Genomic DNA, 24042 nt, shown 5'->3' with positions numbered 1-24042 from the left:
CCACAAGCCGCGGCGTAATCAGCATCGCGACTGACCTGCCTATGCTTGCACTGCGTTTATGCTTCTGAGCAAAGGCTGGGCCTCCAGCCTGCTGGAGAATCTCTGCCATGCTGCATACCGCTGTTGTTGCTGTTCGTGATCGTGCCCGCCTGCAGGAAATCGTGGGCACTCTGCTGCGCTTTGGTCTGGCCGATCTGGTGCAGACACTTGGCCTTTCACGCTGGTCCAAGTGGCGCACCAGCGGCGAGCATCGCGCAGCCAATGAGGACGCCGCTCACCCCATGGCGCAGGCCAGCCGCCCAGAACGGCTGCGCATGGCGATAGAAGCCTTGGGCCCAACTTTCGTCAAACTTGGCCAGATTCTGGCCACTCGCTCTGACCTGCTACCCGCTGAGTGGACGCAGGCACTGGAACAGCTGCACAACAAGGCCACGCCGCTGCCATGGGCGCTGATGCAGCCACATATTGAAGCGCAGCTGGGCATGTCCATTGAGCAGGCTTTCACACGCTTTGACAGCACGCCACTGGCTGCGGCATCCATCGCGCAGGTCTATCGCGCGCAAATCCAGTGCGCAGACGGCAGCTTGCGCGAAGTTGTCGTGAAGGTACAGCGCCCCAGCATTCGTGCAGGCCTGGAGGCTGATGCCCGCTTGCTGCGCCACATTGCAGCTTTGGTGGAAGACCGTTTTCCGCAACTGGAGCGCTACCGCCCCACCGATGTAGCCCGCCAGGTAGGAGAAGCACTGCAAGAGGAGCTGGATTTCACCATTGAAGGGCGCAACAACGAGCTGGTCGCCCAGGCCTTTGTGCAGCAGCCCGAGATCGTCATCCCGCGCATTGCCTGGGACTTGAGTACTCCCGAATTGCTGGTACAGGACTGGCTTGACGGTGTACCAGCCAATCTCGCGGCTGCAGACCTGAGCTTTAATGGCCGTTTGCTTGCACAGCGCGGTGCCCAAGCGTTTTTGCACATGGTGCTGCGCGATGGCCTTTTCCACGCCGACCCACACCCAGGCAATGTGTTTGCATTGGACGGCAACCGCGTGGGCTTTCTGGACTTCGGGCTTGTAGGCCACCTCTCACCGCATCGGCGTGACCAGTTTCTGGTGCTGCTGCGGGCCATGGTGGAGGGGGATGCGGACGGACTGGTCATGGTGTTGCTGGAGTGGACGGGCGATGCTCGCGTAGAAATTGCGCTGATGGAATCGGCCGTGGAGCGCTACATCGCACGCCGCGACAATGGACCCTTGCGGTTGGGAGACTCCATCAAGGAGTTCATGGACCTGGCGCGTGAGTCACAGATATCAATGCCTGCCGATATGGCGCTGCTGTTCAAGGCACTGATCACTGCGGATCGGGTGCTGCTGCAGCTTGATCCTGACTTTGATGTCATCAGCACCGCCAAACCTTTGGTGAAAGAACAGATGCGTGCACGCTATGCGCCACAGCGCTTGCTGCGTGAGCAACGTGCCGCCGCCATGCAGATGTACGAAATGACGGCTGATGTGCCCAAAACCCTGCGCTTGCTGATGTACCGACTCAAACAAGGGCGGGTGGGCATCGATATGGAGGTGCGCCATCTGCACCGGGTCTCCTCTGCGCTGGAGCGCGCTGCCACGCGCCTGTCTCTGGCTGTAGTTGCTGGCGCATTCATTCTGGGTATTGGCCCCACATTGCTAGCCTGGGACGTGCGCTTGCTGGGCATTCCGGTCTTCCCGGTACTGGGCGGCCTGGGCGCTGTGGTCAGTCTGGCGGTCTTGGTGATGACCATGCGCAGACAAAGAGCACTGGATTGAGCTCCAGACATGCGCAAGCGCTCTGTTCTTTTTGTACTGGTCATTGTGGCAGCTGCGCATTGGGCGGCGATCTTTAGTCCATGGAAATGGAGCACACACTTGCCGTCTTTGACCGCTGAGGCAACTCAACGCATGGATACGGTCTGGGTCACACCTGCCCCACGCATGGAGCAGCCACCGCCACAGCCTCCGGCGCCCAGCGTTCAGCCCACCATGCCCCCCAAGCAAAAATTCGTCAAACGCCAGGCGGCTAATAGCCACGTCGTTGAGCCTGTGCCGGTATCACACACTGTCCAGGACAATCCCGCTGCACCAGAAGAGGAAGCCCAATCACTCCCTGAAGCCGAGCCATTCGCAACGCTAGCGCCACAGGCCGAAGCTGAATCGACGGGTCAACAAGAGAAATCCCCTTCAGGCCCCAGCTTTCAGGCGCTTGATGCCAGGGGAGATGCTGTGCCAATCATCTTCCCCGGCGGTGCGCCACCGCTGCAGCGGCAAATGCTGCTGCGCTTCAAGGTACACGGTTTTGTGGATGGCATGGAATACCACGCCAATGCCGAGTTGGAATGGACGCTACAAGGCGATCAGTACCAGGCACGCCAGTCGGTTTCCGCATTTCTGCTGGGGTCGATGGAGCAACGCAGCAGCGGCTCCATCACCCCTCAAGGGTTGCAACCTTTAGAGTTTTCCGATCGCCGCCTTGCCAAACGCCGCATGGTGCACTTTGATTGGCTGGCTGAGCACGCCACCTTCGACCCACCTCGCGCCGCCACGCCCATCGGCTCTGGAGCCCAAGACCGCTTGAGCGTTTTTCTGCAGCTGGCAGCCCTGCTCAAAGCCATGCCGGAGTTGCGCGTACCAGGCACACGCCTGGAGATTCCTACCCTGGGATCACGTCGCCTGCAAATGTGGGTGTTTGTGGTGCAAGCACAGGAACAGCTGGAGCTGCCAGCGGGTTCAGTGGCCACGCTGCGCCTGCAGCGTCTTGCGCAAGCTGGCGATTCAGAAAATGCGCAGTTGTGGGTCAACCTTGAACAAGGCTTTGTGCCTGCACGCATTCGGATTGAAGAGCGCAATGGTGATGTGATGGATTTTTCGCTCAAATCATGATGCTCTGGTCACCACCAGTTACGCCCCCAAAGCCGCTAAACGCGGCCGATCATTCGCTGCGGCACATCGTCTTTGCGCAAACAGTGCACCAGCACCATCAGGACATGGCCGCAGATCAGGAGCAGCAAAATCCAGCCTAGCAAACCATGGGCTGCACTGGCTGGAGCCGTCATCCATTCGACCTTCTCGCCCAGGCCATCGTTCAGGGGAATGATGCCAAACCAGCTGAAGGGGCGGTCATTGCCCAGCATGCGCAAGGCTGCCAGCAACGGCACCACCAGCATCAAAACGTAGAGCAAGGCATGCCCCAGCCATGCAGCTACACCGCCCAGCCCGGCGCCATTGGAAGGGCGGCGCCCTGTATTTACCAGTCCCCACGCCCCTCGCATCACCATCAGCACCAAAAGCAGCAAGCCTACATGGGCATGTGCGCCGGACAACATGGAAGTCAGGGGGGCATCACGGCCTAAAGTGACTTTGGCCAGCATGCCCGCAAACTGCCATGCCAACAACAGTGCCATGCCCCAATGCAACCAACGACTGATTCGTCCATAGCGCTGTGGTGAGTCACGCCACACACTGCCAGGAATCGGTAGCGCCGCCGAACTTGATTTGCTTTTGAACGATTGGCTCATGTGCTCTCTCCTGTTAAGGGAATCACTCTACTCACCACATCAACATAACATGGGTAAAGCTGCCTGCCACGCTGCAACACCACGTTAAATCACATCAACCAAGAAACTATTGGTGCTTTCCGCCAGCGCGATGAAAGAAGAACAATGCTTATGCCTCGCTGCTGCCCTCACCCAGAGGTGACACCATGGTGTGCTCCAGGGCGCCAAAAATGCTATGTCCATCCTTGTTTTTCATGTCAATGCGGACCGTGTCGCCAAACTGCATGTAAGAGGTGCTGACCTCGCCACTTTGCTGCAACTCCAAGGCGCGCTTTTCCGCAATGCTGTGATACCCCTTGGGCCAATCCATGCGACGGTCTTTACCTTTGCCACCAGGCACCCCCGCATTGCTCACCACACCAGTGCCCACAACACTGCCTGCTCCGATGGTGCGCGTTTTAGCCACATGGGCCAGCAATTGCGGAAAGGAAAATGCCATGTCCTCTCCCGCATCGCACATCCCCACCTTTCGACCATTCCAGCTGCTATGCACTGGCAGATGCACCTTCCCGCCGCGCCATGACTCTCCCAGCTCATCCACGGTCACTGCCACTGGACTAAAGCCTACGGCAGGCCAGCTGTTCAAATTATTCCAGACCGACACCCCTGAAGTGGGTATCAAGTTGCGCAGGCTGATCGTGTTGCTCAGCATCAGCAAACGAATGCCGTGAAGCGCCTGCTCTGTGGTCGCACCCATGGGGATTTCTGCAGTGATGGCTGCCAAACCCGTACCAAAGTCAATGCCCATGGCCGAGCTGCCAATGACCACTTCATCACAGGCTCCCACAAAGCAGTCTCCGCTACCTTGCCGCATGGTGGGTTCGGTCAGGCTCAATGCGCTTTCAGGCTGAATCAATGTCAGGTGCGATGGATAGGCTGCGGCCTCCACCCATTGATAGCTCCGCGGCAGCGGGGCCATGCATTGCGTAGGGTCGAACGCAAATGCGTGGGCGGCACGACCAGCGTTCAACTGGGTGTAGAGGTCTTGCAACTGAGGAGCCATGAAACTCCAGTCATCCAGCACTTGCTGCATGCGCGAGGCAATACCCGTGGCGTAATGGGCCAGGCGCAGGTCGCGTGAGACCACGATCAGTTGTCCATCGCGAGAGCCATCTTTGTAAGTAGCAAGTTTCATGAGCTAAGAGTTGTAGACGCTAAGGCCATACGGCAGCAGCCCTCAAAAGCTGCTGCCAAAATGAAAGAATTGGGGTGGGCCGCTATGCGCAGCCCACGGTATGTGCCATAAATTCTAAGGTTCCCCTATGCCATCACGTTTCTTGATGCTTCGCACGGCGCGACACTACCTGTCTCATTGTCTGGCACTCAGCATGACGCTGGTGACCGCCAGCGTACACGCACAAGCCACCACGCCCCCTGTCGAAGTGCGTACCGCCCAAGGGCAGCTTGTGCAAAAAACGCCTGCCTGGAAAGCCCCTGAAGCAGCACGCCTGCAATTCACTGTGCAGGGCAAATACAAGAATCTGCCCTATCAAACCAAGGCCCAGCTTGACTGGCTGCCACAAGGCCAACGTTACGAAGCAGCACAAGAAGTACAGATTCCGATCGTCGGCAGCCGCCGTCAGGCCAGCGTAGGTGCGATAGGTACGCATGGCCTGCAGCCTGAAATATTCATTGATCGGGGCCGCAAGGAATACAGTGCAAGCTTTGACACGCAAGCTGGGCAGATACGTTTTAGCCGTGGCAGCGATCCTGCGAAACTCGTGGCTGGCACGCAAGACCGCATGAGCGTGTTTTTTCAGGTGGCAGGTATGCTTGCTGCCGCTCCCCAGCAATACCCTCAGGGCACAAAAATCATTGTGCAGGCAGCCAGCAGCAAAAGGGTTTCTCCCTGGACATTCACTGTGCGCAGCACAGAAACCTTGCAATTGCCCGCAGGCAGCATGGCCGCTATCAAACTCGAACACAACTCCGAAAACAATGATGCAGAGGGAGTGCAATCGGCATTGTGGCTAGCACCTGGTTTGGGGTATTTGCCCGTACGCATTCGCATGCTGGAAGACGATGGGCGTGACGAGCTGGACTTGAAGCTGCTGTCTCACAGCAAACCCTAGTGTTTGCTGACTGCGCGTGCGCGCACGGTTTTCGTATTCATGGAATACTGGGCCTGCATGCAGCAATTCCTTCATGCACCTTGAAACTGCCTGTTCGACACCCATCTGGAAGCCACCAGATTCATTGCTGTACAACAGTCAAGAAAGGAGGACCACCATGCAAATGCTTTACGACTCCGACACTTTTGTGGTGCTCCATCTCAAGCCAGACTTGGGCTTGCCCACGGAAGTGCTGCTGGCGGACGGGCAAACTCCTGCCCCGGCATTACCTCGCCACGGCTTTGAAATTGTGGACAAGCGCTCTGGCAAAGAGGTCTACCTGGATGGTTCCTGGGCGGAACTGTTCCAGCAAGTCATCCAGGAATGGCAGCGCGAATCGCCCAGCGAGGAAGAAGTCGAGGACACCTTGGAGCGCTACGCCCAACTGGCGCAAAACCCTGTAGTCATTCATTAATCCACGAAAAAAGAGGTCTTCAAGACCTCTTTCAAGAAAAAGTGAGAGTGAAAGGCTCCATCAAATCTCGAAGTTGCTGCAGAGTTTGGCATGCTCGAGACGGCGTTGCTCTCCTTGCAGGAGTTGAGTGAATTCAGCCCCTGTAATAGGTTTGCTGCAAAAGAATCCCTGGTAATAATTACAGCCATGCTGGCGTAAAAATTCCAGCTGCGCAGCCGTTTCGACTCCTTCTGCCAATACTTTCAGCCCCATGTTCTGCCCCATGGCGATCACTGCCCTGCTAATGGCCATGTCATCCGCGCTGTCGGGTATGTCACGAATAAACCCCTGATCGATCTTGAGCAGGTCAATCGGGAACTGCTTGAGATGTGCCAAGGACGAATAGCCGGTTCCGAAGTCATCAATGGCCAGTCGCAGCCCAAGCTCCTTCAGGCTTCGCAACACCGTCAAGGCTTCTTCGGGGCGCGCCGCCAAAGCACTCTCCGTGATTTCCAATTCCAGCCGCGCGGCAGGCAAACCGGAGCGTTCAAGGGCCTTGCGCGTGCAGCCGACAATATCGGTCAGCAAAAACTGATGCAGCGACATGTTCACCGCCATCGATATGGGAGGCAAACCCTGAGCAGTCCAAGCCTGCGCCTGACGGCAGACTTCTTCCAGCGCCCACTCGCCCAAAGGACCAATCAAACCTGAGGTTTCTGCCACCGGAATAAAGCGGGTAGGAGAAATCATGCCCTCTACGGGATCAAACCAGCGCATCAAGGCCTCACAGCCCACGACGTTTCCAGTATCAATGTCAATCTGGGGCTGGTAGAACATCTGTAAATGCCCTTGCTCCAATGCATTGCGCAGCCGGGACTCCAGTGCAATGCGCTCCCGCGCAGCCCGAGTCATGTCTTTGTTAAAAAAGCACCACTGGTTGCTCGTGCCCTTGCCTCTTTTTGCTCCATATACCGCCGCATGTGCGCCTTGTACCAGTGATGTCGCATTTTGCGCGTGCTGCGGATAGCAACAAATACCGGCGCTCACACTGGCTACAACCGCAAATCCGTCGGGTGATTTCCATGGCTGCGCCACTGCATTAATCAAACGCTCTGCAATGACGCCAGCATCCTTGGCACTAGTGAGTCCGCGCGTCAGCACCACAATTTCATCACCGGCCATCCGCGCGATCAGATCTCCTGGTGTCAAGGCCGATTGCACTTGGCGAGCGCAGTGTCGCAACACCTCATCTCCGATGGAGTGACCATAGCTGTCATTCACATCCTTGAAGCGATTGAGGTTGAGCAAGATGACGGCAAATTGCTCTTTTTCGCGTTGTGCTGCTTGAACACAACGCTCCAGCTCCTGCACAAACCAGGCCCTGTTCGACAAGCCCGTCAAGGCATCGCGGTGTGCCAAAAACTGCAGTTGCTCCTCGCGCTTTTTTTCCTGCGAAATGTCGCTGAACATACACACATAGTGGGTCGTTTCGCCCTTGGCATCCTTGACCGCGTTGAGTGACATGCGCTCCGGAAAGATCTCGCCATTTTTTCGACGGTTCCAGATCTCCCCCCGCCATTGGCCTGTACTGAGCAAACTCGCCCACATGGCCTCATAAAACGCTTTGTCATGCCTGCCGGACTTGAATGTCGAGGGGCGCTTCCCCTTCAGCTCCCAAGCCTCATAGCCCAGCAAGCGCGAAAACGCAGGATTTGTCGAAATGATATTGGTGTGCACATCGGTCACCACAATGCCTTCGGCTGTGTTATCCACCACCGCTGCTGCCAGACGCAACCGCTCCTCCTCCGTCCTTTGCTTGGTTTTGTCCACCAATATCCCGGAAAAACGCACCGGCCGACCGCCTGTATCCAAGTGGCGATTGCCACGCGCTTCAAACCAGCGATATTGATCGTCAAAGCCCTTGATACGAGCCGTAAGCAAGAAGGGCACCCCGTCTTGCAGCGAGTGGCGGGTTTGTGCCTTCACCATCGCCAGATCTTCGGGATGTATGCGTGAGCGCAGATCAAAGTCCCGCGCAAAGTCATCCCCCTCATAACGCATCATGCTGGACATTCCACCGGAAAAGCTATGACGCCGCGACACCATGTCCAGGTCCCACATGCCAATGCCGCTGGCCTCCAGCGCCAGACGCATGTGCTCTTCGCTTTGCGCCAGGGCTTGCCGCGCCACTTCACGGCGCTCGTTGGCACGTATGGCGCAGGCAACCAGCCACGCTGCGTAACAACCGGAGAGCAATACAAAGATGTAATCCTGCGCACGCTGCAGCATGATGTATAGCTGCTGGTCCTTCACCAGCAGTGGCATCACAGCATCGCCAGCTCCAAACCACAGCAAGCCCGCGACCAAATACAGCACCAACGCGCGCCAGCACGCTTGGTGCAGAACTGATCTTTCTTGTTGCATGTATTTCCTCAATTCACTCTCAGCTGCGGCCATGCTGCGACAATTGCGTTGCTATGACCCAAGCCTACATCCTTACTCTTTCCTGCCCAGACCGCCGCGGCCTGGTGCATGCCGTCTCCGGCTTTTTGCTGGAGCAAGGTGCCAACATCGAAGAAGCCTCCCAGTTCAACGATAGTGCCACCGGCCTGTTTTTTATGCGTGTCCAGTTCGCTTGTGAAAACACCGACATTGCAGCACTCAAAGAAGCAACCGCCGCCCTGGCGGAACCCTATGGCATGAAATGGAGTCTTCACTCCATGGCTGAACGCATGAAAACCGTACTCATGGTCAGCCGCCAAGGCCACTGCCTGAACGACTTGTTGTTCCGTTGGAGTTCTGGTCAGCTGCCGATCGACATCAAAGCCATCATCAGCAATCACCGCGACTTCTACCAACTCGCGGCCAGCCATAACATCCCCTTTCACCACATTCCTGTGACGGCTGCCACCAAGGCTCAAGCCGAAGCGAAACAGTTTGAGATTATCCAGGCTGAAGGGGCTGAGTTGGTGGTGCTAGCACGATATATGCAGGTGCTTTCCAATGATTTGTGTCAAAAGTTATCCGGCAAAGCCATCAATATCCACCACAGCTTCCTGCCGAGCTTCAAGGGAGCCAAGCCCTACTACCAGGCTAACGAGCGTGGAGTGAAGCTGATTGGTGCCACTGCCCACTATGTGACGGCGGACCTGGACGAAGGGCCGATTATTGAGCAGGATGTGGCCCGCGCAGACCACACTGATACCGTGCAAGACCTGACCACGCGCGGCCAGGATACCGAAAGTCAGGTACTGGCCCGTGCGGTGAAATGGCACAGTGAGCACCGCGTCATCTTGAATGGTCACAAGACCGTGGTGTTCCGCTAAGGTCGTACTGCCCATCAAAGCAAAGCGTACTGCGCTTGTTGCCTCATACTTTTCGAATTGCCAAATTAGGGAAGTTCAGAGCAACAAGCGTTTTTTGCTTTCTAAAGCATAGCGTTTGCGCTCAGTTTTTTTGTCAGCACCATGTCAACACCTCGTAACAACGGCCAGCGCCCCACCCGTTTTTTTGACAGTCGCTCGGCCCGCCGTATCCCTCCGATTCAGTGTCTGCTGACCTTTGAAGCCTTGGCTCGCCTGCGCAGCGTCACCCTCACGGCGGAAGAACTCAGCGTCACCCCCAGCGCCGTCAGCCATCGCGTGCGCCAACTCGAGCAGGTGCTGGGCACACAACTGTTCGGGCGCACTGACTTTTCGCTCACCACTGACGGACAGAACTACCTGCAACAAGTACGCGAAGGCTTGGGCGCACTCCAGTGCTTTCCCAATCATCCTGTTGCCTCCGGCCGCGCACGCCTGAAAATCGCAGTGACGCCCACTTTTGCACGCTGCATGCTGATTCCTCGTCTGGCCCAATTCACCGAGGCCTATCCCGAAATCGACATCACGCTGCAAGTTGCCATTCCGCTGCTCGACGTTGTCGCCGAAGATGCCGACCTCATGGTGCGTTATGGCGTTGGCCACTATGCCGATGTAGAGCACCAGGAGATTGCCCGCGATGTCTACACACCGCTGGCCTCTCCCACTTTTTTGCGCCAGCACGGTCCCATCGAAAAGCCCGAAGACTTGCAAGAGTTGCCGCTGCTACGCAGCCCATTGGAATCCTGGCGGCCATGGTTTCAGGCTGCTGGCCTGGACTGGCCCGAACCCACCGAAGGCTCGCAGTTCAACGATGTCGGCCTGCTGTGCGATGCCGCCTCTGCGGGCTTGGGGATAGCTCCTGTGCGCCTCAAGCTCGGCGCACCATGGCTGGACAATGGCACTCTGGTGCGCTTGTTTGACCTGGATGTGCCCAGCCCTCACGCGCACTATTTGTGTTGGCGCACCGGCACCATGGACCGCTGGGAGTGCCAGGCATTTGCCGAATGGCTTGCCAAAACCATGTAGACCTGAGCTGCTCGCCACGTTTCTGGCTCACCCCACACCCCCTGTATGTTGCTGGAAAAGCAGCGTCGTCTCATACGCGACGCTTTCACGCAGTCTTGCAAGAAAAATCACAGCGCTGCGCCCAAGCTTGCCCTACAGTCATCCACCATGACATCCGCCAGCCTTTCCGAACGCGCAACCCGCCAAGCCGAGGTCGTGCAAGCCCTGTCCCAGCACGTGCCAGCGCATGCCTTGCTGTGGAATGCCGAAGACACCACGCCCTATGAGTGCGACGGTCTGACCGCCTACCGCCAGCGGCCTTTGGTAGTGTGCCTGCCAGAGACTTATGCACAAGTACAGGCTGTACTCAAAACCTGCCATGCACTGAGCGTCCCGGTGGTGGCCCGTGGCGCGGGTACGGGGCTGTCCGGGGGGGCCATGCCCCATGCCATGGGTGTCACGCTGTCACTCGCCAAGTTCAACCAGATTCTTCAGGTCGATCCTTACAGCCGCACCGCAGTGGTGCAGTGTGGGGTACGCAATCTTGCTATCAGCGAAGCAGCTGCACCCTATGGCTTGTACTACGCACCTGACCCCAGCAGCCAGATTGCCTGCACCATTGGTGGCAACGTCGCTGAGAACTCTGGCGGTGTGCACTGTCTGAAATACGGTCTGACCGTGCACAACATCCTGAAAGTCAAAGGTTTCACCATTGAAGGGGAACCCGTGGAGTTTGGCTCAGACGCGCTCGACACCCCCGGTTATGACTTGCTGGCCGCACTTATTGGCAGTGAAGGCATGCTGGCAGTAACCACCGAAGTCACCGTCAAACTGATCCCCAAGCCACAACTGGCACGCTGCATCATGGCCAGCTTTGACGATGTGCGCAAAGCCGGCGATGCCGTGGCCGCCGTGATTGCAGCAGGCATCATCCCTGCGGGACTGGAGATGATGGACAAGCCCATGACCGCCGCGGTGGAAGACTTTGTGCGCGCAGGCTATGACCTGAGCGCCGAAGCCATCTTGCTGTGCGAGTCCGACGGCACGCCCGAAGAGGTGGAAGAAGAAATAGCCCGCATGAGCGATGTGCTGCGCACTGCTGGCGCAACCGCCATTGCCGTAAGCAACAGCGAAGAGGAGCGTATGCGCTTTTGGAGTGGGCGCAAGAATGCCTTCCCGGCCTCTGGACGCATCAGCCCTGACTATATGTGCATGGACTCCACCATTCCGCGCAAGCGCCTGGCCGACATTCTGCTGGCCATCCAGGAGATGGAAAAGAAATACGGTCTGCGCTGCGCCAACGTGTTCCACGCGGGCGATGGCAATCTGCACCCGCTGATTCTGTTTGATGCGAACGACCCCGATGAGCTGCACCGCTGTGAGCTGTTTGGCGCCGACATTCTGGAGACCAGCGTGGCCATGGGCGGTACTGTGACAGGCGAGCATGGCGTGGGGGTGGAAAAGCTCAACTCCATGTGCACGCAGTTCACCACGGAAGAGAATCTGCAGATGTTTGCGCTCAAAGCCGCGTTTGACCCAGCGGGTTTGCTCAACCCTGGCAAAGTCATACCGACACACAACCGCTGCGCAGAATACGGCAAGATGCTGGTGCGTGGCGGGCAAATCAGCCACCCCGACCTGCCGCGCTTTTGACAAAAAGGCTACCAAAGACTTGGCGGCCTTTCATGGGCGCATTCCTTGCCCAAGACATGCGCTTTATCGCATCGCCATCACTGGGTAGCAGCAACTGCGTGGGGCAGGTAAAAAGGCCTGTGAGTCAGGCCACCGCAGCCACTTGCTCCGGAAAGCCATTGCGTCCAGGGAACTCCGGCGCCAATGCACGGGCGTTGGGCATCTTCAACCACAGGCGCAGCAGTTTGCGGCGCTGCTCGGGTTCGTCAAAGTCTTCAAATCCATTGCGCGAATGCAGCACCGCATAGTTGTTGGCAAACTGCATGTCACCGGGCTCCAGCATCATGTCCAGGCGTAGCTCGGGCATATGGATGATCTGGTCAAACAGGTCCAGCGCCTCGATCTCCACCGGACTCAACGGCAGGTTTTTCATTTCATGGCCCAGCTCCAGATACTGGCGCAAATAGCGACAGCTGAGCTTGCCCTGATGGAAGCTAAAAATAGGCGTCAGGCCCGGCTCATCACCCTGTTCGCACAGGTGTGCGCAGTACCACTGGCGATAGTAAAGTGCCAGGTACTCCGGGTGTGTACGCAAGATTTCGTTGTAGATCGCACCCACGCTCACCAAGCTGGACAGCCCGCCTTCCTTGGCTTTGCGCACACACAGCAGACCCACTACATCCGATGGATCCGTGTGATAGGGCAAATAGCTGTTGGTTTCATAGACACGCGTGGTTTTTTTGGTCTTGTCGCCCACGTTCATCACCAAACCCAGCAAATCACCGCGCGGATTCTGGCGTACAGGCTGGCCCAGATGCAGCCCGACGCCGTAATAGATGGCATTGATCTCTGCGTCGCTATAGCGCTCAACGGGCAAGCCGCGCAGCACCAGAAAGCCACGCCCGTTTTCCAGTGTGTCCGCATGGGCGCGCAACGCTGCACGGAAGTTTTCAGACAAAGGAAAGTCTGTTTGCGAAAAATGGGGGAATGCCAAGCCTTTGGCCTTCAGGTGTGCCAGCGCAAAATCCAGCGCAGCAATCGCGTCTTGACTGAGCTGGTGAATCCATGAAGTATCACCGGCCAGATCTTCGCCGCGCCATGCTGCGGGGCCAGTTAAAGGTTTTTGAAGAATGATGCTCACGCTGTATTACCCAAAAGACAAGGGTTAACCCGAAAGCTTCATCCTAGACTGCATGGCGCAAACCTGCAGTGCTTGGCAGTGCTGGCGGTTAAATCTAGCTTTGCAGTGCCACCTTCACGGGCACTGCATCCAAATGCTGCCCCGAACAGGCATTCGGCACACCGCAAAACTGCTGCGTCTTTTTTCTGGAGTTGGAAAGATTTTTTCAAGGAACAATCCAGACACGCTCAAAAACTCACCCCTCTTTGCACCTAACACAGCGCGAGCAATTCTTCTGGCACAGCGCCAAAGCACCTTCACATGGTCAGTTATGCGCTGCACGACAGAAACTGCAAGCTCAGCCACACGCACTCCATCTATAGCGACTAAACGCCACTGCTGCCAGTTTCAAATACCGCAAACCGCTTTGCGACAAGCTTGCGTACAGGCCGTGCTGAACAGCTTTAACGCTGTGCCCCCCATTTACGTACTGTCAGCCGCTCCAGCGTGTGAAAGCCCAGAGTCTCGACCAGCAAGCCGATTCCAATCACCGTCAGCAAGCCTGCGAACACCTTGTCGGTATAGAGTTCATTGCGGTTCTGGAAGATGTACCACCCCAGCCCGCCTTTGCCAGAAGATGCGCCAAACACCAGCTCCGCTGCAATCAAGGTACGCCATGCAAACGCCCAGGCGATCTTGAGCCCAGAAAGAATGGAAGGCAAAGCGGCCGGGATGAGGATTTGCACCACATACCGCACACCGCTCAACCCATAGTTGCGCCCGGCCATGCGCAAGGTATCGGGTACAGCCTGAAAGCCCGCATAGGTGTTGAGTGCCAGCGGCCACAAAACCGAATGCACCAGCACAAACAGCAAGCTGCCCTGGCCCAGCCCAAACCACAACAATGCCAGCGGCAACAGCGCAATGGCTGGCAATGGATTGAACATGCTGGTGAGCGTGGTGAGCAAATCTCGCCCCAGCTGCGTCGACACCGCCAGCGTGGTCAGCACCAGTGCCCCCACAATTCCCAGCAGATAGCCCTGCACCAACACACCAAGCGAAATAGCAACTTTTCCCAGCAATTCACCGCTGCCCCAGCCATCCAGAAGAGCTTGCAACGTCGAGGTAAAGCTGGGCAATAGCAACTCGTTGTCTTGCCATACTGCCAGTGCCTGCCAGGCTAGCGCCAGCAACCCCAGGATCAACAAACGGCGCACGGCGGCCAGCCTCCAAAGCCTCGCTGTCCACGCCAGTGGACGAGTTGGAGTTACATCCCCCAGCGGCGGCAAGGCACGCTCATATTCGGCACGAATGGGCGGTACCGCCGCTGCATGCTCACTGGATGCAGGATGGGAGTGAGTTTGTGCAGAAGCAGAAGCAGAAGCTGCAGTAGGCAAAGGCAAAACAGACATGGCTACACTCACAAGCTGACAGGAGTCGAGACCCAGGCGGGAGCACGGGTGGCTTCAGCTTCTCGCTCCACCGCTGAAGGCATGGGCTGTGTGGCAGGTATGACCGTTACCCCAGGGGCGGGCTCAAACAGCAAACGGTGAATGCGCTGTGCCGTCGCCTGGAATGCCGCACTGCCTTGGCTGGACAAATCAAACTGGTGACTGTTGATCTCCGCTCGCACCCGCCCTGGATGGGGTGAGAGGATGGCAATGCGGTTGCCCACCACCAGCGCCTCTTCAATGGAATGGGTCACGAAAACCAGCGTGAAGCGAAACTCTTCCCACAGCGCCAGCAACTCCTCTTGCATGCGGCGGCGTGTCAGCGCATCCAGCGCAGCAAACGGCTCGTCCATCAGCAGCACGCGCGGTTGCATGGCCAGTGCGCGGGCAATGGCCACACGTTGTTTCATCCCCCCAGAGAGCTGGTGCGGATGCGCATCGGCAAATTGCGCAAGCCCCACCTTCTCGATCACCGCATCGGCGCGGGAACGGGCTGCCTCGCGGCCCAACTGCCCCGAGGCCAGCAAGGGAAACATCACGTTCTCACGCACGGTTTTCCACGGAGGCAGCTGATCAAACTCCTGAAACACCACCACGCGATCCGGCCCTGGTCCATACACGGCCTTACCGTCCAGCAAAATCTGCCCTTCTGCTGGATCGATGAAACCACCCAGCGCTTTGAGCAAACTGCTTTTGCCGCAACCTGATGCGCCCAGCAGCACAAAGCGGTCACCTTCATGCACATCCAGACTCACACGGTGTGTGGCACGCACCTGCTGCTTGGCGGTGGCATAGATCAGACTCACATCCTGGATTTGCAACAACGGTGTCACCACAGCAGATACAGCACTTGATTCAGGCGCATTCACAGCTCCTGCGCTGCGACCAGAGGCAAGCCTATCGTCCGGCTCTGCCAGATCGCTACTCCAGCTACCGCTTGGGCCTTCCCATTCAGCGGCCCAGCGCTGCCAGAACCGCTGGGCCAGGGAGGGCTTCACCGGCGCGACTGCTGTGCTGCGAACGAAGGCATGTGCAAGACGTGGCATGGGAGGCTCCTTTCCTTGGGTTCCAGATCAGTTGCCGCCCGTCACACGCGGGTCGTCAAAGAAGTAGTCAGACAGCTGCGTGGGTGAGTTCTTGATGACTCCCACGCTGTGCATGAATTGCCCCAGGCCCAAGGTGCGCTGTGGCTGCACGGTGAACTGCACCAGCGGATCCTTGATCACCTCCAGCACCAGTTTGCGATCCTGTTTGGCACCGCTGGCTTTCAAATAGATGTCGGCGGCCTGCTCCGGGTTTTGCTGCACAAACTGCGCAGCTTCATACAGCGCATCCAGGAATGCGCGGTAGGTTTTTGGGCTCTCGTTCTTGTACTTTTCCGTGGTGTACAGCACTGTGGACGAGGCCGGACCACCTTGAACGTCGTAAGAGTTCAGCACCACATGTGCGTCAGGATTGCCTGCCAGTTCCTGCTGATGAAACGGTGGGCTGCCAAAGTGCGCATTGATCTCTGTACCCCCTTTGAGCAAAGCCGCGACTGCTTCCGGATGGGGTAAAGCCACCTGAAATTTATCCAGCCGCTGGAATTCCGAAAGCCCCCATTGCTTGGCCACCGCCATTTGCAACAAACGTGCCTGCACAGACACTCCCACCGCAGGCAGCGCGATGCGGTCCTTGTCGCTGAAGTCGGCAATCGTCTTGACCTTGGGGTTGATGCTCACCAACTGGTAGGGAAAGTTACCCAGCGAAGCCACGCCTTTGACGTTCTGCCTGCCCTTGGTGCGATCCCAGAGCGTGAACAGCGGGCCTACGCCAGCACCGGCAATGTCCACCTTGCCCGCCAGCAAGGCGTCGTTGATCACCGGCCCACCGGAAAATTGCAGCAGCTCCACCTTGATATCCACGCCCTGTGCCTTGCCGTGCTTTTCAATCAGTTTTTGTTCCTGCGCCACATTCAGCAGCAGGTAAACAATGCCGAACTGCTGGGCAATGCGCAGCTCGCCCTCTTTGGCATGGGCTGCCACAGGAGCGCTGAGAGCGGCAGCCATGACAGTAGAAGCGGCGAATGCGCCCGTGAGGGTGCGGCGTAAACGGAAGAAAGACGGAGTCAAAGACATAGAGAGTTCCAATTCGATACAGAAGCAGTGGCCGGATTTCAGAAGGCGCGGCTACAGCCACTCGCAGCGTGCGTGGCGAGAGCAACTTCAAAGCGCATGCGGGAAGAGCGGTGGCGATCAGGCCTGGGGTTTGCTGCCTTCAACCGTGGTGCGATAAAGCTTGCGGCGCAGATGCTCAGGCGTGCCCGCTGCCAGATGCAGCACCGAACGGTTGTCCCAAAACACCATGTCGTGCGGTTGCCAGTGGTGACGGTAAACAAACTGTGGCTGCACGCTGTGTGCAAACAGCTGCTGCAGCAAATCACGACTTTCGTCTTCCGGCAGGCCGACAATCCGGCTGGTGAAATGCTCGCTGACAAACAACGCCTTGCGACCATTGCCAGGGTGCGTGGTCACCACCGGGTGCACTGCCGGTTTGACTTCATCTATCTGCGACTGGGTCAGCTTGGGCCGCCATGGGCTGTTGGCGTTGTAGTGCAGCAGATAGCTATGCTCCGCCTGCAGCCCCGCCAGTTGCTGCTTCAGAGCCAGGGGCAAAGCGTCGTAGGCGGCATGCTGATCGGCAAACAAGGTATCGCCCCCTTCGCAGGGCAGTTCCTGCGCATGCAGCAAACTGCCCAGACTGGGCACTTCCTTGTAAGACAGATCGGAATGCCACATCTGACCAGCATCGCCCAGGCCTTCAGGGTGGCCTTTGGAGTCGCGGATATTGGAGACCTGCAGGATTTCTGGATGACCGGGCAACTGAAACTGGCGCAATACATGAATTTGCAGCGGTCCCCAAAGACGGCTGAATGCAACCTGCTGCGCCGGAGTGATACGCAGGTCGCGAAACACCAGCACATGGTGCTTCCAGTGCGCCTGCTGCAGGCGATCAAAATCAACGGCGGACAGCGGTTGGGACAGATCCAAACCCACTACTTCAGCGCCCAGCTCCCCCACACTGCCTTGCAATGGAATGATGCGAAACGCTGCCGTGTCTGCCACACGGTCAGCAACCACAGAGGTACGAGATACAACAGCAGGAGCCTCGACGGCAAAAGCAACAGACATGGCGCGATTCCTTCCAACAATCACAAGACTGCAGCCAGTCTAGAAATTGCGTCCTCTGCTGTGAACGAAGCTTTTCAAGCATGCTTATGCATAAAACGAGTAAGCCCGACGCACCCGGGCTCTCGGGCGAAGAAGTCAGCTGTCGCGCACGCTTAAACGCTGCAGGTCACAATGCACATCTCTGAGAGACTGCCTTCGCACCATGACTGCATTGAGTTTTGAACAGCACCTGCAATCCGGCAACGCCTTGGTTGCACAGGCCCAGCAGGCCGCCACCACCGACTTCCAACGCGCTCGCGCACTGTGGCAGGAAGCGGGCAAACATTTTTTTCATGCTCACAAAGCCGAGCCCATGCACGCAGAAGCCGCTTTTCGGCTCGCTCAGGCGTGGATGGCAGAAGCCTATGCACTCCAGAAAGAAGAATCCGCCAACGCCTTGGTGATGTGGAGCAACGCGGCAGCTCAGTGTGAACTGGCTTTTGACCTGGACCCTGAAAATGGGCGCATCGCCATGACAGCCGCCAGCTGCCACCACTTTGCTGGCGAACACGATGCCGCCAAGGCCTGGAAGCAAATTGGCGAGCACCTGCTGGCTGACGAAAAAGCGGCCGCTGAGCAAGATGCCAGCAAGAACTGACCACAGCCCGAACCGCTCTTTTTAACGCTTCTGAGCCAGCCAGCGCTGCTTGTCTGGAGCGTCAAAGGGCTCCATGGCATGCGTTGAGCGACAGGGTGCAAGCAGATCCAACGCAGCCTGATAGTGCGGCGTCTGCACATCCAGCAAACCCAACACCGTATGGAAGTAGTTGTCGTGCGAAATCGGTGTCCCTGTCGCTTTCGCTACGCAGCCCAGGTCCACGCCGGTACGTGATGGCAATTGGCCCGGCCACCACACCCAGGGGATATGCGTTTGCGCGCTGGGAGCCATGTCGTAAGGTGCTGCGTGCATGTACACACCACCCTCTCCCAAAGACTCGCCATGATCGGACACATACAGCAAGCTTGTGGCGTAATGGCCTGCCTGCGATTGGAGCCAGTCAATGGTCTGCGCCAGAAACTTGTCGGTTTCCGCCATGCTGTTGTCGTACGCATTCACCAGTGCCTCATGGCTGCAACTGGCGATCTCGTTGCTCTGACACTCCTCCTGAAAACGCTTGGTATCCGCTGCTGAACGTCGGTAGTACGCAGGACCGTGGCTGCCCATCTGGTGCAAGACCAGCACTGCACCCCGCTGTCGTGCCACCGCTGGCAAGCTCGCCAGTTGCTTGTCCAGCACCTCCACCATCAAACGATCCAGACATTCACCATTCTTGCACCATCGCTGAATGGCATCGGGTGTTGCCACATGGTCGGCCTGCAGATAAGGAATCCGCGCGCACACACCCTGACAGCCTGCCTGGTTGTCCAGCCAGCTCACCCCCAGCCCTGCGTTCTGTAGCAAATCCAGAAGATTTTGATAGTCTGCAGCACGGCGCTTGAACTGCGTCCGTCCCAGGTGCGAGAACATGCACGGCACCGAGACATTGGTGCTGGTTCCGCAAGACTGCGCATTGCTCCAGTTCAGCACATCGCGTGCGGCCAATTCTGGTGTTGTGGAGCGTGGATAGCCATTCAGCGAGAAATGGTCGCCCCGCGTGGTCTCTCCCACCACCAAAACCAGCAGCGGAGGTTTTTCAGTCATCGCCTGCTGTGGATTTTGCACATAGCTTCTACCCAGAGCCAACCCTTCGCGAATGTCGTGCAGCGGTCTTCTTTCCTGCCACAACGGTTTGATCACCACATCATGGGCCGAAACCAGCGCAGCCAGAGGATTCATCATGTAACGAATGGCTTTGTGCGTCCGCACCATCGGCGCTGTCATCTGATAGCCCACCGCAACCAGCAACGCTGTAACCATCACCATGGCTGCGCCCCAGGCCACAGAGCTTCTGAGTGCTTGGCTCCAGGACTGTGCCTTGAAATGCACACACAACCACAGCCACGCCATGGGCACGCCTGCAAACACCAGCACATGCCACAGCAATGCAGAAGTCAGCAAGGCCAACGCTTCATGGGTATTCGTATTGAGCACATTGCGCACCATGGACGTATCCATCATCACGCCATAACGCAACATATAAAACTGCACCAGAGCTGCTAGCAACAGCGTCGCAGACCACATCCAGCGCCGCACTTTGGCCCATGACCACAGCAACAGCCACAGATAACAGCCACAAGCGAGCATGGCGGCAAGCACCAGCCGCTTCGCACCCCAGGCATCATCCAAATCAGGCAGCGCCCAAAGATGCTTCCACAGTGCCTGATTGAGAAAGAGCGTGATCCACAGTGTCAATACCAGTGCTGCGGCCTGAGCAGATAACCGATGTGCAAACCAGACAGATTGCGTGCGAGCGCCGAGTTGCCTTTTTTCTTTGTCCGGCATGTTGTAAGAGAGAAAAAGTGTGCGCAAAGTCTTCATAGCGGCAGGCACTGTGCGCGTTGAAATTGAAGAACGCCTGAACCCGCGGTTCAGGCAGTGTTCAGCTAGGTCTGCGATAGAGGTGGCTATTGCTCACGCCACAGCGGCCGCAGCGCTGCCCCCCTGACTGAAAGCGATGCTGCGTGCAACTTCCTGACCTCTTGCGTGCGCCGTACGCCATGCGCAAGCGGTTGGCAGATTCAGGAAAGCCCTCTCACGAGGGCTTTCCTGGCCAAGCGGTTATGGAGATGCAAAGCAGCTGCCTTCAACGGCTGGAGCCATACCTAGCTGTGATACAGGACGAGAATGGAGCGCTGCTGCGCGCCGCATGATTACTGCTTCAGTGCAGTGCTATAGGCTTGTTTGAGCTGAGCCACGTTATTGAGCAACGCAGTAGGGCCAGCGCTGCCCATGAGATACCAGCCCTTGGGATCCAGGAAAACCACCTGCCCCTTTTGGCCTGCAGGTGTTGCCTTGACCTTGTCGTTATCAAACACCTTGGTGGAAGGAATGATCTCACCACCGCCCGCAGCAGATCCAACCGCCGTGTTGCGGTCAATCACATAAATCCACTCCGGCTGCAGCTTGGCCAGATCATCAAAGGTGTAAGCCGGACCACCACGGGCAGGCACATCTTTGGCCGTCAGCGCAGACTTGGCCCCAAGAACATCAAACAGGAATCCAAAGCGCGCACCAGGGGCTTGCGGCATGATTTTTTCATTCACAGCCATCAGCAAAACACCGGGCGCCGCCTGGCTGGAGAGCTGCTTCAACTCCGCAACTTCCCGCTGAATCCTAGATACCAAAGCTTCGCCCTGAGCCTGCTTGCCATACATGCCAGCAATCTTGGCGATATTGCGCTCCATGTCTTCCAACATGGTGGCTGGTTTGACGCTGAAGTCCAGTGTGGGAGCCAGCTTGCCCAGCACTTCTGCCTTGGCGGCAGAGCGGCCTCCCACGATGATCAAGTCGGGTTTGATTTTGCTGAGCACATCGTAGTCAGGCTCAAACAGTGACCCTGCCACCGTGTACCTGGCATCGGCATAACCAGCCATATAGGCCGGAAACTGCGCCTTGGGCACACCCGTCACCGCAATACCCAGCGCCTGCATGGTATCGAGTGTGGCGAGGTCATAAACCACCACGTTCTGAGGCTGGCCGGCTCCGGACATCCCACTCTGCGCAGACTGTGCATGGCCAGAAACGCTCCATGCCAAAACACACAGAGCAGCGCCTGTTCGCCAATGACGCTGCATACGGTTGTTGCCCAAAGCCATTTCAAGGTCCCTTCAATAAAAAAACAAAAAGAAGGTCTGTGTAGTCACTGGATGTATCAGTGAAACCACAAAGATCAACTAGGAATCAATCTCATTATCATCTTTTTACATACAATTGAATAGGAAACGTTCTCATTATCAAAACTTACCAACATGACGAAGCACCCTAAAAACCGCTTGTTCGCATTGTCTGCCGTTGCCTTCGCGGCGCACAGCTTTGTAGCAGTCCACGCTCAAGAGACTGTGATGAGCGAAACCACCGTCCGCTCCACTGCAGAAGAAGAACTCAAGCAGGCTTTGGGGGTGTCTGTCATCACACAGGAAGAGTTGACCGAGCGTCCCCCCGCCAACGACATTTCCGAATTGGTGCGCACCATGCCCGGCGTGAATCTGACCGGGAACTCTTCGTCTGGTCAGTACGGCAACAACCGTCAGATTGATCTGCGCGGTATGGGCCCTGAAAACACCTTGATCCTGATTGATGGCAAGCCTGTGCAATCTCGCAACGGAGCCAAGATGGGGCGCAGCGGTGAGCGCGACACACGTGGCGACTCCAACTGGGTCCCTGTTGAAGCCATTGAGCGCATTGAAGTCATCCGTGGCCCTGCTGCAGCACGTTACGGCTCGGGTGCTTCTGGCGGTGTGGTCAACATCATCACCAAAAAGCCTACTGACAAGCTCCAGGGCTCTGTCACCGTGTATGGCAAGTTCCAGGAAGACTCCAAAGAAGGTGACACCAAACGCGGCAGCTTCAACCTGTCCGGACCGCTTGCAGAAAACCTGTCATTCCGTGTGTACGGCAATGCCGCCAAGACTGACGCTGACAGCCCTGATCTGAACCGCACTTCCGCGACCACCACAGCCATCGCGCCCGCCGGGCGTGAAGGTGTGGAGAACAAAGACATCAATACCATGCTGCGTTGGGATCTGACACCCCAGCAAGTGCTGGAGCTGGAGCTGGGAGCCAGCCGCCAGACCAACCAATACGCTGGCGAAACGCCGGTCAGCATCGATGCCAACGCGCCTATCCGTGAGTCGCTGTTCGGCAAAGAAACCAACCGCACCAACCGCAACACCATTTCTCTGAATCACCGCGGCAAATGGGACTGGGGCACATCGCGCTTGCTGCTGCAGCATGAAAACACACGTCGCTGGCAAAATCCTGTCGGTCTGGCTGGCGGCCCGGAAGGTTCCATCAACAGCGCTACCGACAAAATCACCTCCAAACTAAGGAACACCTTCCTGTCGGGTGAAATCAATACGCCGCTGAACCTGGGCAACACCAGCCACATGCTTACCAGTGGCTTCGAATACCGCGATGAGCGTCTGGAAGACGCCGCAGCGAATGCGCAATCGACAACCGCCGGTGGCGGCAACGATATTTCTGGCGTCATTGGCGCCTCTGGCGAGCGCAGCGGCAAGGCCGATGCTCAAACTTTTGCGCTGTTTGTGGAAGACAACTTTGAGGTCGTCGAGAACCTGATCCTGACCCCAGGCCTGCGTTTTGACCACCACAGCCAATCCGGCAACAACTGGAGCCCCAGCCTGAATGCCACCTACCAGGCCAATGACAACTGGCAGGTCAAAGGTGGTATTGCCCGTGCATTCAAGTCGCCCAACCTGTACCAGACCAATAACAACTACCTGTACTTCACCATGGGTAACGGCTGCCCTGCCAACTCTCCGAATGCGGGAGGTGGCTGCTACATCATGGGCAACCCGGATCTGAAGGCAGAAACCAGCATCAACAAGGAAATTGGTGTGGCCTACACCAACCACAGTGGTCTGGATGCCAGCCTGAGCTATTTCCAGAACGACTACAAGAACAAGATCTACGCAGAGATGAACGACGGCAGCCCCATCTGGGTCGGCACCTCGCAGGTCTATGAGTGGATGAATGCCAGCAAGGCTGTCGTGAAGGGCTTTGAAGGTAATCTGACCGTTCCATTGGACGGCAAGGATGGCAGCACATTGAAGCTGGTGAACAACTTCACGTACATGCTCAAGAATCACAACAAGCAAAGTGATCAACCTCTGTCGCTGATTCCCAAGTACACCGTCAACTCCACATTGGATTGGCGCGTGAACGATGTGTTCTCCACACAACTTAACGCCACCTTCTATGGCCGCCAAAAGCCTCGCACTGTGCAAACCGGTGGTCAGGCATCCACTGCGGAACAATTGAAGGAAGTCGCGTCTTATGCACTATTTGGCATTGGTGCCCAATACAAGATCAACAAGGACTATTCGTTGAACTTCGGCGTTAGCAACCTGGCAGATAAACGCCTGTACCGTGAATCAAACAGCTCTGGAGCGGGCGCTGCAACCTACAACGAACTGGGCCGCGCATACTATGTCTCGCTGACTGGACGCTTCTAAGCTGCCAAGGTACGCCTGAAGTCCCCTGCAGCTCATGCTGTGGGACTCACCCTCTGCTGACCAAGCCTGTGGCATCGCTACAGGCTTGGTTCCATTTTTTCCA

At 57.2% G+C, this 24042-nt stretch carries 19 protein-coding genes; 9 read left to right on the top strand and 10 right to left on the bottom strand.

Going from position 1 to position 24042, the window contains the following annotated elements:
- Window positions 1-107: 107 nt before the first annotated feature.
- The gene (locus QEP11_RS15085) at window positions 108-1796 is read left to right on the top strand and encodes an ABC1 kinase family protein (RefSeq protein ID WP_284337471.1); all 1689 of its coding nucleotides are present in this window, start codon (window positions 108-110) and stop codon (window positions 1794-1796) included.
- A 9-nt stretch (window positions 1797-1805) separates the two neighbouring features.
- Window positions 1806-2906: a DUF3108 domain-containing protein gene (locus QEP11_RS15080; protein WP_284337470.1), complete on the top strand. Its 1101-nt coding sequence runs from the start codon at window positions 1806-1808 to the stop codon at window positions 2904-2906.
- Window positions 2907-2941: 35 nt separating this feature from the next.
- Here QEP11_RS15080 and QEP11_RS15075 read toward each other — a convergent pair whose 3' ends face one another.
- Complete coding sequence (locus QEP11_RS15075) at window positions 2942-3541, bottom strand: cytochrome b (protein WP_284337469.1); 600 nt, start codon at window positions 3539-3541, stop codon at window positions 2942-2944.
- Between the two features lie 148 nt (window positions 3542-3689).
- Window positions 3690-4715 carry a fumarylacetoacetate hydrolase family protein gene (locus QEP11_RS15070; RefSeq protein ID WP_284337468.1) on the bottom strand — a complete coding sequence of 342 codons (1026 nt, stop codon included), beginning with the start codon at window positions 4713-4715 and terminating at the stop codon, window positions 3690-3692.
- Window positions 4716-4842: 127 nt separating this feature from the next.
- Between QEP11_RS15070 and QEP11_RS15065 the strand changes: the two genes are divergently transcribed.
- Both QEP11_RS15065 and QEP11_RS15060 read left to right on the top strand, forming a co-directional pair.
- Complete coding sequence (locus QEP11_RS15065; protein WP_284337467.1) at window positions 4843-5652, top strand: DUF3108 domain-containing protein; 810 nt, start codon at window positions 4843-4845, stop codon at window positions 5650-5652.
- Between the two features lie 157 nt (window positions 5653-5809).
- Window positions 5810-6106: a BTH_I0359 family protein gene (locus QEP11_RS15060; RefSeq protein WP_284337466.1), complete on the top strand. Its 297-nt coding sequence runs from the start codon at window positions 5810-5812 to the stop codon at window positions 6104-6106.
- A gap of 60 nt (window positions 6107-6166) precedes the next feature.
- Here the strand turns inward: QEP11_RS15060 and QEP11_RS15055 are convergent, their stop codons facing one another.
- Window positions 6167-8509, bottom strand: a complete 2343-nt coding sequence (locus QEP11_RS15055) for a putative bifunctional diguanylate cyclase/phosphodiesterase (protein ID WP_284337465.1) — start codon at window positions 8507-8509, stop codon at window positions 6167-6169.
- Between the two features lie 53 nt (window positions 8510-8562).
- Here QEP11_RS15055 and purU point away from each other — a divergent pair, with 53 nt between their 5' ends.
- From purU to QEP11_RS15040, 3 genes are all read left to right on the top strand, one after another.
- Entirely contained in the window at window positions 8563-9411 is an 849-nt protein-coding gene (gene purU / locus QEP11_RS15050) for a formyltetrahydrofolate deformylase (protein WP_284337464.1), read from the top strand.
- 141 nt (window positions 9412-9552) lie between these two features.
- Window positions 9553-10473 (top strand): LysR substrate-binding domain-containing protein, encoded by a 921-nt coding sequence (locus QEP11_RS15045; RefSeq protein ID WP_284337463.1) that lies wholly within the window; start codon window positions 9553-9555, stop codon window positions 10471-10473.
- 147 nt (window positions 10474-10620) lie between these two features.
- Entirely contained in the window at window positions 10621-12105 is a 1485-nt protein-coding gene (locus QEP11_RS15040) for an FAD-linked oxidase C-terminal domain-containing protein (RefSeq protein ID WP_284337462.1), read from the top strand.
- 124 nt (window positions 12106-12229) lie between these two features.
- Here the strand turns inward: QEP11_RS15040 and QEP11_RS15035 are convergent, their stop codons facing one another.
- The 5 genes from QEP11_RS15035 to QEP11_RS15015 all read right to left on the bottom strand — a co-directional run bounded on the left by QEP11_RS15035 (window position 12230) and on the right by QEP11_RS15015 (window position 17825).
- Window positions 12230-13225: a TauD/TfdA family dioxygenase gene (locus QEP11_RS15035; protein WP_284337461.1), complete on the bottom strand. Its 996-nt coding sequence runs from the start codon at window positions 13223-13225 to the stop codon at window positions 12230-12232.
- Window positions 13226-13668: 443 nt separating this feature from the next.
- Window positions 13669-14616: an ABC transporter permease gene (locus tag QEP11_RS15030; RefSeq protein ID WP_284337460.1), complete on the bottom strand. Its 948-nt coding sequence runs from the start codon at window positions 14614-14616 to the stop codon at window positions 13669-13671.
- An 8-nt stretch (window positions 14617-14624) separates the two neighbouring features.
- Window positions 14625-15701, bottom strand: coding sequence for an ABC transporter ATP-binding protein (locus tag QEP11_RS15025; protein ID WP_284337459.1), 1077 nt, complete (start codon window positions 15699-15701; stop codon window positions 14625-14627).
- 27 nt (window positions 15702-15728) lie between these two features.
- Window positions 15729-16772 (bottom strand): ABC transporter substrate-binding protein, encoded by a 1044-nt coding sequence (locus QEP11_RS15020; protein WP_284337458.1) that lies wholly within the window; start codon window positions 16770-16772, stop codon window positions 15729-15731.
- A gap of 117 nt (window positions 16773-16889) precedes the next feature.
- Window positions 16890-17825 carry a TauD/TfdA dioxygenase family protein gene (locus tag QEP11_RS15015; protein ID WP_284337457.1) on the bottom strand — a complete coding sequence of 312 codons (936 nt, stop codon included), beginning with the start codon at window positions 17823-17825 and terminating at the stop codon, window positions 16890-16892.
- Between the two features lie 202 nt (window positions 17826-18027).
- Between QEP11_RS15015 and QEP11_RS15010 the strand changes: the two genes are divergently transcribed.
- Complete coding sequence (locus tag QEP11_RS15010; RefSeq protein ID WP_284337456.1) at window positions 18028-18462, top strand: hypothetical protein; 435 nt, start codon at window positions 18028-18030, stop codon at window positions 18460-18462.
- A gap of 21 nt (window positions 18463-18483) precedes the next feature.
- Here QEP11_RS15010 and QEP11_RS15005 read toward each other — a convergent pair whose 3' ends face one another.
- Window positions 18484-20283 (bottom strand): phosphoethanolamine transferase, encoded by a 1800-nt coding sequence (locus QEP11_RS15005; RefSeq protein ID WP_284337455.1) that lies wholly within the window; start codon window positions 20281-20283, stop codon window positions 18484-18486.
- A 332-nt stretch (window positions 20284-20615) separates the two neighbouring features.
- Entirely contained in the window at window positions 20616-21560 is a 945-nt protein-coding gene (locus QEP11_RS15000) for a siderophore ABC transporter substrate-binding protein (RefSeq protein WP_284337454.1), read from the bottom strand.
- A 153-nt stretch (window positions 21561-21713) separates the two neighbouring features.
- Here QEP11_RS15000 and QEP11_RS14995 point away from each other — a divergent pair, with 153 nt between their 5' ends.
- Window positions 21714-23939: a FepA family TonB-dependent siderophore receptor gene (locus tag QEP11_RS14995; RefSeq protein ID WP_284337453.1), complete on the top strand. Its 2226-nt coding sequence runs from the start codon at window positions 21714-21716 to the stop codon at window positions 23937-23939.
- Window positions 23940-24042 lie beyond the last annotated feature (103 nt).

Source organism: Comamonas halotolerans (assembly GCF_030162935.1).
Lineage (GTDB): Bacteria > Pseudomonadota > Gammaproteobacteria > Burkholderiales > Burkholderiaceae_C > Comamonas > Comamonas halotolerans.
Note: the sequence above shows the minus strand (reverse complement) of the source record. Positions and strands in the feature narration are given on the sequence as shown.